This is a genomic window from Flavobacterium xylosi, assembly GCF_042787345.1.
GTDB classification, from domain to species: domain Bacteria; phylum Bacteroidota; class Bacteroidia; order Flavobacteriales; family Flavobacteriaceae; genus Flavobacterium; species Flavobacterium xylosi.
Genome location: NZ_JBHZPZ010000017.1, coordinates 22879 through 35613, shown reverse-complemented (window position 1 = coordinate 35613; position 12735 = coordinate 22879). Strand labels below are relative to the sequence as shown.

At 34.2% G+C, this 12735-nt stretch carries 12 protein-coding genes; 9 read left to right on the top strand and 3 right to left on the bottom strand.

All coding sequences use genetic code 11. The features are described from left to right. Window positions 1–136 precede the first annotated feature (136 nt). The 5 genes from ACFX5E_RS13350 to ACFX5E_RS13330 all read left to right on the top strand — a co-directional run bounded on the left by ACFX5E_RS13350 (window position 137) and on the right by ACFX5E_RS13330 (window position 8370). Window positions 137–658: an RNA polymerase sigma factor gene (locus ACFX5E_RS13350; RefSeq protein WP_379855652.1), complete on the top strand. Its 522-nt coding sequence runs from the start codon at window positions 137–139 to the stop codon at window positions 656–658. A gap of 36 nt (window positions 659–694) precedes the next feature. Next, window positions 695–1603, top strand: coding sequence for a FecR family protein (locus ACFX5E_RS13345; protein WP_379855651.1), 909 nt, complete (start codon window positions 695–697; stop codon window positions 1601–1603). Between the two features lie 9 nt (window positions 1604–1612). Then, window positions 1613–4150, top strand: a complete 2538-nt coding sequence (locus ACFX5E_RS13340; protein WP_379855650.1) for a TonB-dependent receptor — start codon at window positions 1613–1615, stop codon at window positions 4148–4150. A gap of 1042 nt (window positions 4151–5192) precedes the next feature. Further along, window positions 5193–7163, top strand: a complete 1971-nt coding sequence (locus ACFX5E_RS13335) for an aconitate hydratase (RefSeq protein WP_379855649.1) — start codon at window positions 5193–5195, stop codon at window positions 7161–7163. A gap of 232 nt (window positions 7164–7395) precedes the next feature. Next, window positions 7396–8370 (top strand): hypothetical protein, encoded by a 975-nt coding sequence (locus ACFX5E_RS13330; RefSeq protein ID WP_379855648.1) that lies wholly within the window; start codon window positions 7396–7398, stop codon window positions 8368–8370. A 128-nt stretch (window positions 8371–8498) separates the two neighbouring features. Here the strand turns inward: ACFX5E_RS13330 and ACFX5E_RS13325 are convergent, their stop codons facing one another. The 3 genes from ACFX5E_RS13325 to ACFX5E_RS13315 form a co-directional block, all read right to left on the bottom strand. After that, complete coding sequence (locus ACFX5E_RS13325) at window positions 8499–8696, bottom strand: tyrosine-type recombinase/integrase (RefSeq protein WP_379855696.1); 198 nt, start codon at window positions 8694–8696, stop codon at window positions 8499–8501. Window positions 8697–8715: 19 nt separating this feature from the next. Continuing rightward, entirely contained in the window at window positions 8716–9738 is a 1023-nt protein-coding gene (locus ACFX5E_RS13320) for a phage integrase SAM-like domain-containing protein (RefSeq protein WP_379855647.1), read from the bottom strand. 824 nt (window positions 9739–10562) lie between these two features. Next, window positions 10563–10790, bottom strand: coding sequence for a helix-turn-helix domain-containing protein (locus ACFX5E_RS13315; RefSeq protein WP_379855695.1), 228 nt, complete (start codon window positions 10788–10790; stop codon window positions 10563–10565). A 266-nt stretch (window positions 10791–11056) separates the two neighbouring features. Between ACFX5E_RS13315 and ACFX5E_RS13310 the strand changes: the two genes are divergently transcribed. From ACFX5E_RS13310 to ACFX5E_RS13295, 4 genes are read left to right on the top strand one after another with little or no spacing between them, the layout of a single operon-like run. Continuing rightward, window positions 11057–11812, top strand: a complete 756-nt coding sequence (locus ACFX5E_RS13310) for a hypothetical protein (protein WP_379855645.1) — start codon at window positions 11057–11059, stop codon at window positions 11810–11812. Between the two features lies 1 nt (window position 11813). Beyond that, complete coding sequence (locus ACFX5E_RS13305) at window positions 11814–12239, top strand: DUF5675 family protein (protein WP_379855644.1); 426 nt, start codon at window positions 11814–11816, stop codon at window positions 12237–12239. 15 nt (window positions 12240–12254) lie between these two features. After that, window positions 12255–12533 carry a hypothetical protein gene (locus ACFX5E_RS13300; RefSeq protein WP_379855643.1) on the top strand — a complete coding sequence of 93 codons (279 nt, stop codon included), beginning with the start codon at window positions 12255–12257 and terminating at the stop codon, window positions 12531–12533. After that, on the top strand, window positions 12520–12699 hold the full coding sequence (locus ACFX5E_RS13295) for a hypothetical protein (RefSeq protein ID WP_209550182.1): 180 nt from the start codon (window positions 12520–12522) through the stop codon (window positions 12697–12699). The genes ACFX5E_RS13300 and ACFX5E_RS13295 overlap by 14 nt, the downstream gene beginning before the upstream one ends. The last annotated feature ends 36 nt before the right edge of the window (window positions 12700–12735 follow it).

Here is a 12735-nt window from a genome sequence, read left to right as displayed (position 1 = left end):
TGTTTATGGACTGTTTTTATTTCCGTATTTCATTTTAAAAGAGTAACGGTATAATAGTAAAACAGTTTAGATCTATATTACCCTACCAAAATTTAAAAATAAATATATCTTTGTAAAGCAAAAAATTACGAAATAAATGACAATATTTTCATTATCAAACACTTGTGATAAAATTATTTTTTCAATATTTTTCAAAAGTCATGCGAAAGCGCTTCGCAATTTTCTTTTTTATAAATATGGGAACAAAGACCAAGCCGATGATATAACGCAAGAAGCTTTCATTAAACTCTGGCAAAACTGTGCTACAGTACCCATTGAAAAAGCGAAATCTTATATATATACCATTGCAAATAATAGCTCTCTTAACGAAATTGCACATCAAAAAGTAGTTTTGCAATATGAAAAAAATTTTGTTGGTCATGATAATACAAATGAAACACCTGAATTTATACTCGAAGAAAAACAATTCAAAAGTAAGCTCTTAAAATCAATTGAGAATTTGAAAGAAACACAGCGAGTTGCTTTTTTGATGCATCGAATAGACGGTAAGAAATATAGCGAAATAGCAACGGAATTAAATATCAGTGTAAAAGCAGTTGAAAAGCGGATACACTTGGCTTTAATTGAACTACGAAAAGAAATTGATACAATAAAGTAGGGTAAATTTGTTTTTACTTGTTTTAAATATAATACGATGAATGCAATGGAAAAAAATCACATTTTGGCAAAATGGCTAAACAACGAATTAACAGAAGATCAATTAGCTGAATTCAAAGCTAATCCTGATAACGAAAAATACGAACAAATTAAAAATTACACTGCTCATTTAGAAGTACCATTATTTAATGAAGAGAAAGTTTTAGAGCATGTTATTAATCATAAAAAAACAACACCTAAAGTCATTGCTTCATACAAAAAATGGTTATTCAAAGTGGCTGCAGTTTTCATTATTGGATTAGGAATTGTATTTATGATGCAAAATTTTGCGTTACAAACACAATATGCTCTTTATGGTAAAAAAACCACTTTCTTATTACCGGATAATTCTAAAGTAGTTCTAAATGCCGGCTCTGAAATTAAATATAAAAAATGGAATTGGGACAATAATAGAAACCTTGAGTTGGATGGGGAAGCCTATTTTAAAGTAGCAAAAGGTAAAAAATTTGAAGTTACAACTGTCCTTGGAAAAGTGTCTGTTCTTGGAACTCAATTTAATGTAAAAGTACGGAAAGATCGTTTTGATGTAACATGTTTTGAAGGAAGGGTACTCGTAAGGTACCAAGAAAAAGAATTGATTTTATCACCTGGACAAGTTGTTTATTTTGAAGATGGAAAACAAATAAACTCAACCATTGCTACGGCTCAACCAGAATGGATGGGAAACACCATTGCTTTTAATAAAGAAAATTTACGCAACATTTTAGATGAAATTCAAAGACAATACAATGTTTCTATTGAGGTGAAAGCAAAATATTCGAGTGAATTATTTACTGGAAAAATCCCAATTAACAATCTTGATGTTGCCCTTCAAATTATTGCCACAACCTATCATTTAGAATCCAAAAAAATTACTGCAAACAAAATAATTTTTGAAGGAAAATAAATTTTTTAAATGAAATACAATTCTGTTTTATTTTTTTGCCTTTTTTTTGTCTTGAGTATGACAGCTCAAAACAGAAGTGAAGCAATTGCATTAAAAGATATCCTGCAAACTATTGAAAAACAACATCTTATTTATTTTAATTATATTGACAATGAGATAGTTGAACTTAAAATTATACCTCCAAAAAAATCGTTGTCTTTGAACAAGAAGATCAGTTATCTTGAAAAAAAAACGAATTTGTTCTTTAAAAATATCGATAATAAATTCATTACTATCTTTAGTGATAATAGGGATGACACAAAGAATATTTGTGGATATGTATATTCTAAAGAAGATAATTCTCCACTGGAAAATGTGAACATTAAGTTTGAAGATGGTTTTAGTACTTCAACCAATATAAAAGGATATTTTGAACTAAAAAAAGAAAAGTCGACTGATTTATTAATTAGTAACATTGGGTATACCACTGAAAAAATTTCTGTTTCTGATTTACAAAATAAAAATTGTTTAAAGATTTTCATTGAAGTGGAAATTTCTGAATTAAATAATATAATTGCAAATCAACTTTTAACATCTGGAATCTCAAAAAAAATTAATGGAACATTTGAAATTAAACCAAAAAAACTTGGAATATTACCTGGCTTAATTGAAGCGGATGTTTTACAAACCATGTTGCAAATTCCTGGTATTTATAGTGCTGATGAAAGTATTTCAAGCATTAATGTGAGAGGAGGCACGCATGATCAAAATTTGTTTTTATGGAATGGAATAAAAATGTATCAAACGGGACATTTTTTTGGATTAATTTCGGCGTTCAATCCTAATTTAGCCCATACCATTTCTATAATTAAAAATGGGACTTCTGCTTTTTATGGAGAAGGCGTCTCAAGCGTTGTGGATATTTCCTCAAACACCAATAATTTTAAAAAAAACAGTTTTAGTGCGGGAATAAACATGATAGATGCCGATGTGTATTCAAAGTTCAAAATCTCCAAAAAAAGTTTTGTAGAAATTTCAGGAAGAAAATCCATAACCGATTTAGTAAAAACACCTACCTATAAAGAGTATTATAATAAAGCCTTCCAAAATACAAGTATTACAAATTTTTATAATAATCAAAATATAGATTATTTAGGTGATGAAAAATTTAATTTTTACGATATTACGGCTAAATATTCTCAACAAATCGGACAAAAAAACCATTTTATTTTAGATTTTATTACAATTAACGATCAACTTAAAATTTTTCAAACAACAAACATCAGTTCTCAAATTCAGTCTGAAAATAATATTTTAAATCAAAAAAATTACGGAAGTAATCTCTCATGGATGCGACACTGGAATACTAAAAACAGCTCTCATTTGAATGTTTATACTTCGTCATATGTGCTAAATGCCGAAAAAGACCAAATACAAGATAATCAAATTGTAAAACAAAAAAATGAAGTATTAGACAACGGCTTGAAGCTTGAAAATAGCCATGCAATCAATTCGAATTTTACCCTTAAAAATGGATATCAATTCAACGAAATTGCTACCATAAATTCAGATGAAGTAAATAGTCCTATATTTTACAGAAGAATTAAAGAAGTTCTACGAATTCACGCACTTATAGTTGAAGCAAAATATAATGATACAATATCCAAAATATATTTTAATGCTGGATTGCGATTAAACTATATCGAACAATTTAAAAAAAAGCTTTTAGAGCCAAGATTACAGTTTAATTATGCAATTACAAAATATTTTAATTTAGAAGTATTAGGAGAATTTAAAAGTCAAAATTCTTATCAGGTTATTGATCTGCAAAATGATTATTTTGGTATTGAAAAAAGAAGGTGGATATTGGCAAACAACACAACAATACCTATTCAAAGAAGTAAACAAGCATCAATTAGTTTATTTTACAACAAAAATAATTGGTTATTTACTATAGATAATTTTTATAAAAAAGTAACTGGAATTAATAGCTCGAGTCAAGAATTTCAAAACCAACTAGAATTTGTTAAAACTAATGGCGATTATAAAGTTTTAGGAATTGAAATGCTGGTTCAAAAAAAGATAAACCATTTTATTACCTGGTTAAGTTATACTTACAATACTAATAATTATCACTTTCCAAATTTAGAACAACCTGTATTTCCAAATAACTTTAAATTAGACCATATTATCTCTTGGGCTGGAATCTATGATAGAAAAAATCTAAAAATAGCATTGGGTTCAAAGTGGTATTCTGGAAAACCCGCGACTACTCCTATGAGCTCAAGTATAAATTACAGTAATTTCTCCGATCCAAAGATTGATTACAATACCCCAAACAATACAATATTAGATGACTTTTTTCAAGTTAATTTTTCGACAACATATAAATGGGAAAGCTTAGATCATATTCAATATAAATTGGGGTTCTCTTTATTGAATATATTGAATCGAAAAAATGAAATCAATGAATATTATAGAATAAATACGGTTACCAATTCTATTGAAGATGTAAAAACTTTTTCACTTCGACGAACTCCAAATTTAAGCTTTAGAATAACTTATTAAACAATTTCCATAACATTAAATAAATTTACCAGTGTTAATCAATTGTATCAATTGTTTAAAAAACCATGTATATGCGTACTCTGTTATTTAGCGTAGTAAAAAGTATAACAAATCGCATTGCTGTCGGAACGCTACTTCCCTAGTTTGTCAAAAAAATAATAAAAAATTAGCCTTAAAATAGGTTAAAAGACAAACTCAAGGGTAGTATATAAAGTTCTAGCATCAGAAGGTATTATTCCTGGTCCTGGATAACTGGTTGTTCTTCTTGTAAATAACTATTGTTTGTGAAATTGGTAATTCCAGCTTCCAATTTCCAGTTTTTCCATTTATAGGAGGTTGAAAAATCTGCTACATGATAGGCTGGTAATTGACCAAAATCCCATAAGTATTGTCAATTGCATCTGTTTTACTGTTGTTTGCTTCCGTAAATTAAATAGATACATAGGTAAATTGTCCACTCGAAATAAAATTTTTATATCCAATCCCTGTTCCTGTTTTTATGTTGTGAAGCGGAATAAATTCCACTTTATTTCCTTCAATATTTGGTGCGTCTGATTTTAGATATTCCGAATCGGTGACAGCAATATTGGAAAATACATTCCAAACAAAGTTGTCGTTTTGTTTTAAAAATGAAGGTTAAAAACATTATGTTAGATAGCGTAGATGTTTTTTAAAACAGATTGATATCGATGTTTAAAAAAACTTTTATGTAGTTGTTCAAATCGATAATAGTAAAAAGTTGTACAGCCATAAAATATAGTTTTCCTGAATTGGAGTGCAGTAACACTAGTAAACAGAACTGAATTTTTGTTTAATATTTATAAAACTTTTGGAATTGTATTTTGAATAAAACAAAAAGTTGTTAGGATTTTAAAGATTGTCGTTACTAGAATAAAGCTGTTATAGAAAACCGCCAACCGATGGGTATATCGATAAAATTTCAAAATAGATGATCTACCTGGAACTAGCATAAGATATTGTTAAAACCACTAAGTTGTTCCCATAAAATCCATAACTTAGGAAGGAAATAAAAACTAATGTTATGATCAATTTAAATGTTGCCCAGAAACTAATCAAGGAACATCTTCTTCATGGAGAAATGGTACAAGGAACAGAAATTGGTATAAAGATAGATCAGGCTTTGTTGCAAGATGCAACGGGCACCTTAGTTCAACTAGAACTGGAAGCAATGGATCTTGATAGGGCAAAGACGGAAGTGGCCGTTCAATATGTCGATCATAATTTGCTACAGACTGATTTTAAAAATGCCGACGATCATTTATTCCTGTTGTCGGCTGCGCAACGCTTTGGTCTATGGTACAGCCGGCCGGGAAACGGGGTGAGCCATCCGGTACATATGGAACGTTTCGGTAAGCCAGGGAAAACCTTGGTAGGATCGGACAGTCATAGTTGTGCAGCAGGATCTTTGGGCATGCTCGCAATTGGTACGGGAGGCTTGGATGTGGCAGCGGCCATAGCAGGTGAGCCCTATTTTGTAAAAATGCCAAAAATAATGGGTATCAAGCTGATGGGGAACCTACCCGATTGGGTAAGTGCCAAGGATATTATTTTAGAGATGCTTCGAAGACATGATGTAACGGGAGGTGTTGGTAAAATTTTGGAATATTATGGGGAGGGATTAAAACATCTTAGCGTAATGGATCGTCACGTCATTGCCAATATGGGTGCCGAGTTAGGTGCTACTACTACAGTATTTCCTAGCGATGATGAAACCAAACGTTTTCTAAGATCCCAAGGTAGAGAAGATGACTGGGTTGAATTGGTCGCTGATGAGGGTTGTGTATACGATTTATATGAAGAAATAGTGTTAAGCGAGCTTGTACCGCTCATTGCAAAACCGACGAGTCCCGGGAATGTAGTCCCAGTGAGCGAAGTTGCCGGAAAATCAATTGGTCAAGTGGTAATTGGGTCTTCCGCTAACCCTGGTCTTCGAGATTTTTGGATGGCTGGAGCCATTGTAAAGAATAAGACCGTAAGCAGTGAGGTATCTTTTGATATCAACCCGACCTCGCGGCAGACCATTCAAAACATGATAGAAAACGGTGCTTTTGCCAACTTGATCAAAGCAGGAGCAAGATTCCATCAATCGGGCTGTATGGGCTGCATTGGTATGGGTCAAGCCCCGGCATCTGACTCCATTAGTTTGAGGACGATGCCACGAAATTTTCCCGACAGATCCGGAACAAAAGATGACCAAGTATACCTATGCAGTCCCGAAACGGCTGCCGCATCTGCCCTAACGGGGAAAATTACCGATCCCAGGGATCTTGTTAAATTATTTAAAATGAGTTATCCAAAATACAAAAACCCAGAAATAGAGATTATCAATATTGATATGTTGGTAGCCCCTCCAGAAGACGGCTCACAAATTATGTTAAGGAAAGGACCGAACATTAAGGCACTCCCTCATATCGACCCGTTGATGGACATCTACAAAGTTCCAGTTCTGCTAAAAATGGGAGATAGTGTTTCTACCGATGAAATCTTAAAGGCCGGGGCCGATGTATTGCCCTTTAGAAGTAACCTTCCCGAAATCAGCAAGTACACCTTTACAGTGATAGACGACTCTTTTTATGATAGGGCTATGGAGTCCAAATCCCATTATGGTGGGCATATTGTTGTCGCTGGGGAAAATTATGCCCAAGGATCCAGTAGGGAGCACGCCGCACTTGCGCCCAAGTATTTAGGACAAGTTGCCGTTATAGCCCTATCGTATGCTCGCATCGCTTGGCAAAACCTAGCGAATTTTGGGATATTGCCCCTTGAATTTATCAATATTAAAGATTATGACAAGATCGAACAGGCTGATATGGTAAGTTTTAAAAGTTTAAAGGAGGATATAAGGAACAGGAATCCCATCAAAGTTTTAGTCAGTAACGATTCGGGTAAACAACTTGAATTTGACACTAAGCATAGCTTAAGCGACCGCCAGATAAATATTCTTTTGAAAGGCGGGATTATTAATGAATTTAAGGACAAACTAAATGCTTAAATAATATTTGGCTACTTTCCAAAATGCCCTTGCAGCCTTACCTATTTTAGGAAGAGCTGGGCTGAAAACTCTGGGTCCTAATAATCAACATTGTTGAACGGTTCCTTTAAGGGAAGGTTTTACACTACTCTCCAAAATTTGAGAATTTTGATTCTATATAAATTAGGCAAAGCAAACAATAATTTATCGCTACATTTGGAAAAAATTTAAACCATAATATTTCTGAATAGTGATGACACAAACGCTTTTTAATCCTTTTAAGGATTTGAATTTTGACGAACATTTTTGCTTCCTTTCAGGAGTTTTGACAAATGAGAACATCACTGTTTTTCCAGTATGGCTGATGGATCATTTTAGATTAGGTACTGAAAGAATTGAGATGATGGATAAAGCTAAATCTTATAATTATGCAGATCTTAAATTACCGTGTTCTTCCGAAGTGAAAACAGCTTTTGAGGAGCTAGATGTAAAAATTGAGGCTGCGTATAAAAAAGGTTTTGAAGGCATGGCGTCACTCGATCAAGAATTGCTTTTTCAGTGGACAGGCAGAATGGTCTATGGTATGCTATACTACGAAATGCTTTATGAAAGAGACAGGCTGCTAAGGCAAGATGAAGATTTTGTGCTTTCCGTCACTCTCAGGGAACGCTTTGGTCACTTCCATTTAATGCTACAATCTTTAATAGAACCGATTTCTTTCGTTGGAAAAAAACCATGGAGCATCGCCGTATTTCCACTTAAATATTCTTCCGATATTTTTAGCTATCGCAACGATGCGGTTAATTTAATGTTCTCATTTGGGGTCAATGACTTTGGTTTTATTGCATGTTTACAAGATAATGGGGTAATTGGGGAGAAACAAAAAGAGATCCTCGATAAAATGGAAGGTCATGTTTTACATCCTATCCAGTTTGAAGAGTTGTACGCTAGGTTTCATTATTCAGATTATATTTTACAATACAAACCTGAATACAAAATTGAAAACCAAAACAATGGTATTACTATAGAAGTTGAAACGGCTGGTAAGCAACCTCATTTCGGATTTTGGGATGAGGATATATATGCCCAATTGCTATCCAATTATTGGCAGGTATATGGAATTGAAAAAGGGGATATTCTTAAATTTCAAAAGCCGCCACTTAGCTTTCTTGAAAATCCGTATACCAAAGATTTTATTAATCCAGAATCCATTGACTTACCATTTTGAAGGGTTAATAGCAAAAAATAATAGAATATAGCCATTATCGTTATTGGGAATCTCATCATATCAATTTAATAATTGTCATTACTAGACAAAGTAAATGTAAACTCCTCACAAACGTGAGTAAATTATAATTAATTTGCTTTCGAAAGTTTAGCAACACTATTCATTTTGTTTCTTAAAACCATGATATCCTCACTTACTTTTTTGTCCAAAACCTTAGCATAATGCTCGGTGGTTCGTAAGTTTTTGTGCCCTAACATTTTGCTGACGCTTTCTATGGGAACACCATTTGTAAGCGTTAAAGTGGTTGCAAAAGTGAGTCGAGCAATGTGGAAGGTTAAATCTTTTTTAATGCCGCAAACGGCCGCTATCTCCTTTTAAGTAGCTATTCATTTTTTGGTTGCTCAAAATAGGTAACAGTTTATCTTCATTTATGCATTGTGGGTGATTGGCATATTTCAGAATTAATTCTTCGGGAATAGGAAGGAGGGGAATGCGAGAAGCTGTTTCCGTTTTTTGTCGATGGGTGAATATCCATTTTCCGCCATCAATACCCATACTGATGTTTGATACCGTTAAGTTTTTGACATCTATATAAGCAAGGCCAGTGAAACAACTGAAAACGAAAATATTTTTTACCAGATTTAATCTTTCGGTTACAAATACTTTAGAATAGATATCCTGAACTTGTTCCTGGGTTAAATAATCTCTTTCGACTTCGCGAATTTTTGATTTATAGTTTGCAAATGGATCCTTATCTAACCATCCATTTGAAATGCAGATTTTGATTATCTTTTTGAAGTTCTTAATGTATTTGACTGCCGTGTTGTTGGCGCATTTACGAACACTTCTCAAATAGAATTCATACTCTGTTACGAAAGAATGGTCTATTTTATTAATTTCTATATCTGATATACTGTATTTCCATTGCAGGAATTCTTTGGTGTGCTTAAGCGAGGTTTTGTATCGCTCTAGTGTTCCAGGTGCGTATTCGAGACCTAATAACTCTTCTACTTTTCGATTGTGCTCCTCAAAAATTGGAATTAGCATACGTTGACGTTCATGGATGCCGAGAAGTCTATTTTTAAAAACTTCAATTGTGAGAGGTTCATTCCGGTGAATTAATTCCATTTGGATGTCAAATATTTTTGATCTCATTAAATCAAGGTATTCATTTAATGAACGAGCATTCTCTGTATTACCTTTCATTTTTGACATCTCAGGTGACCATTTAGCGGAATCTATGAAATTTTTGGTACTGAACTCCATTCGATTTCCATCAACAGTTAATCTTACATAGATAGGAAGTAGACCCGCAGCATTAGCTTTTGTGCTCTTCGCATAAAAGTGCAATGTGATTTTGGTTTTCATAGTGGTAACCTTTTAATTAATTATTTAATTTAGATTTCTAAAGAATATCAAACAAGATGTTTAAATAGTGGACTAGTGCTAAAGCAGCTATTGAACAGGTTGTTTGAAATTTTCAAGTCGATTTAGCGAGACCCTAATTTTAGATTTTTCTAGGGTCTCGATTTTGTCTCTTGAAGGATGAGATTAGATGAATAATTTGAATATGTCGTAAAAGCAAAAACCCCTTAAATCATAAGATTTACGGGGTTTTGATACCATTTGTTTTTCTACTGGCGGAGAAAGAGGGACTAATCGAAATTATGAACCCCTTGTATTCATTGACTTTAAAGACAATTCTCAGAATGAGTGCACCGAATTATGCACCCTTTTTTTTGACTCAATTTAGCACTTAAATTGTATGAATCAAATTTACGAATTTAAGTCCAATTAATCTCATAAAGGCGACCAAAAAATGAACGGGTTGCATTGCAATTTTTAATTTCCAAGGATGATTTTAGTCAACGATCAAGGTCATTACCTGTTCCTTTTTCAGGCTGGTGTATTGGCAGAATTCTTCTATGCTCACCAATTCGTTTTGGAGCTTGTTAAGCTCTTTGCGGATGGTTTGCAACATTCTCACGCTTTGTCGGTAACTCTTCCCTGTAATGCGTTGTATGTCCTTCGGGTAGATACACAACCTCTTGTTTTCGATTTTCATACACTATCTATAGCTTTGAGTAGGCTTTGATATACCGTGAAGTACTAGCTGCCATACTTTTATGGAGTAAAATTAATCAAAAAAAGGATGCATTTATTCCCGCTGAAACAAGGCGTGGAATTTTCTTTTATTGTACAGGATTGTCAATTTTTAATAATTCCCTTGCACTGACTGGTGCCAATGTATGTCCAAACATTTTAAGGACCTGGTTTACCTTTCCGAGATTTAGGTTTTCTTTGCCTTGTTCTATTTTACGAACGACAGTTAGTGCCACTCTAGCACGTTCCGCAAAAGCTTCCTGAGTAAGCTTTACTTCGTTTCTTTTCTCTTTTACAAAAGTGGCCAATGTCTTCATCGTTATATGCATTTGCATTGATTTTAAACAAATATAGCGTTTTATATGTAAAAGCATATAGTTGTTTTTTTGATAGGTTGTCCGACACAGGGTGACATTTATGTTTAAAAATGTCATTTATACCATAGCAAGACATATGGAACAATGCCCTGTTCTACATTATTAGTTTAAGTGTAATCTTTGTTTGGAAATCAATCGAAAGTGTTGCAACAGGATGATGATTGAAGGAGTTTTTAGTAAATAATTAATTTAAATTTTTAGGAATTATGGCAAGACAGAAAGGCATAATTAAATTGAAAGGTACTATCGGGGATATTACCTTCTACAAAACCAAAGATGGCCATTTGGCCAGAGAAAAAGGCGGCATCGATGCGAGCAGAATTGCAAGTGATCCTGCGTTCCAAAGAACCCGTGAGAATGGAGCCGAATTTGGAAGAGCAGGCAAGGCAGGAAAAGTTTTGAGAACGGCAATGCGAACTTTACTCATTAATTCTGCTGATAGCAGAATGGTAAGCCGATTGACTCAATCTATGATTAAAGTCATTCAGGCGGATATGGTAAGTGAACGCGGATTGCGTAATGTGATTGATGGTGAGGCAGAATTGCTTACCGGTTTCGAATTCAACATTAGAGGCAAACTGGGCACTTCATTATTTGCTCCTTTTGTGGGGACAATTGACCGTGCTTCGGGTGACATCATGGTTGATTTGGTGCCGTTTGTTCCTGCAAACATGATTGCTGCTGCAAGCGGAACCACGCATTTCAAAATCATATCTGCAGGTGCGGAAATAGATTTTGAAGCCGAAACCTTTGTCGTTGCCACTTCGGAAACGGATATTCTTGCGTGGGATTCGAATCAAACCGTTGATATCAATCATATCAATTCAGTTACTCCGGGCAGCACAAAACCATTGTTTTTGGCTTTGGGAATTGAATTTTATCAAGAGGTAAATGGAAGAATGTATCCTTTGAAAAACGGGTCATACAATCCATTGGCATTGGTTCAGGTAAGCGGATTGTAGGATGGTCCTAGTGTTAAAACGGACGTATTTTCCCGAGGGAACGCAAGGAGTTTTGGAATGGAACGGCACAATAGTTTGTTATACCATCGAATTGCCCTGGTTGGGAAACCAAAAGCGTATTTCTTGTATTCCCGAAGGAGATTATGTTTTGCAGAAGCGATTTAGCCCCAAGTTCCACTGGCACTTACATTTGATGAATGTTCCGGGAAGAGATTTAATCTTAATCCATCCCGCCAATGACGCTAAAACCGAATTATTGGGCTGTATCGCAACTGTAACACTGCACACCGGAATAGGGAAAGGAAGTTCTTCCCGAAAAGCTTTAGAAAAGTTAAAAGCTGTAGTTTATAAAGTTATGACCTATAATGAAGAAGTGAAAATAAGAATCCAAACTAACCCTTTGAAACCGCTCAGGATGACAAGGTAAAAAAGTAAAGAAATTATGAATATAGTTGAACGTGCGAAAGCACCAACCCCAAAGTTTTTTAAGGTTTTGAGAAGTATTGGAATGGCTCTATTGGCTATCAGTGGTAGTATTATTGCAGCACCGGTAGTTTTACCTGTAGCCGTTGTCAGTATTGCCGGTTATGCAGCCCTTGCGGGAGGTGTCATTTCAGTAATCAGCCAGATCACGGTTGACGATACGGCGAACCGAGAGCGGGCCATAACGAATCGGTTGAAAAAAGGCAATCAAAATTTACCGCGAGATGGAATCAAATAACACCTTGCAAATCGGAACCGCATCCGGAACTTTATTAAGTGTGATGCCAAATATTGTTTCTGAAGATATTCTAAAAACGATTATCTTAGCGGTAATTGGAGCTATTATTAGTTTCATTATTTCACTCCTTTTAAAAGGATTGACAAAATTTAAAAAGAAACACTGAAATAAATTCAGCGTAAAATAATTCGGCTTTGGCTTG

What these genes read in the sequence shown, in the direction of transcription:
- ACFX5E_RS13350 (WP_379855652.1), top strand. Translation starts at nt 137, where the DNA reads ATGACAATATTTTCATTATCAAACACTTGTGATAAAATTATTTTTTCA.
- ACFX5E_RS13345 (WP_379855651.1), top strand. Translation starts at nt 695, where the DNA reads ATGAATGCAATGGAAAAAAATCACATTTTGGCAAAATGGCTAAACAAC.
- ACFX5E_RS13340 (WP_379855650.1), top strand. Translation starts at nt 1,613, where the DNA reads ATGAAATACAATTCTGTTTTATTTTTTTGCCTTTTTTTTGTCTTGAGT.
- ACFX5E_RS13335 (WP_379855649.1), top strand. Translation starts at nt 5,193, where the DNA reads ATGATCAATTTAAATGTTGCCCAGAAACTAATCAAGGAACATCTTCTT.
- ACFX5E_RS13330 (WP_379855648.1), top strand. Translation starts at nt 7,396, where the DNA reads ATGACACAAACGCTTTTTAATCCTTTTAAGGATTTGAATTTTGACGAA.
- ACFX5E_RS13320 (WP_379855647.1), bottom strand. Translation starts at nt 9,738, where the DNA reads ATGAAAACCAAAATCACATTGCACTTTTATGCGAAGAGCACAAAAGCT.
- ACFX5E_RS13315 (WP_379855695.1), bottom strand. Translation starts at nt 10,790, where the DNA reads ATGAAGACATTGGCCACTTTTGTAAAAGAGAAAAGAAACGAAGTAAAG.
- ACFX5E_RS13310 (WP_379855645.1), top strand. Translation starts at nt 11,057, where the DNA reads ATGGCAAGACAGAAAGGCATAATTAAATTGAAAGGTACTATCGGGGAT.
- ACFX5E_RS13305 (WP_379855644.1), top strand. Translation starts at nt 11,814, where the DNA reads ATGGTCCTAGTGTTAAAACGGACGTATTTTCCCGAGGGAACGCAAGGA.
- ACFX5E_RS13300 (WP_379855643.1), top strand. Translation starts at nt 12,255, where the DNA reads ATGAATATAGTTGAACGTGCGAAAGCACCAACCCCAAAGTTTTTTAAG.
- ACFX5E_RS13295 (WP_209550182.1), top strand. Translation starts at nt 12,520, where the DNA reads ATGGAATCAAATAACACCTTGCAAATCGGAACCGCATCCGGAACTTTA.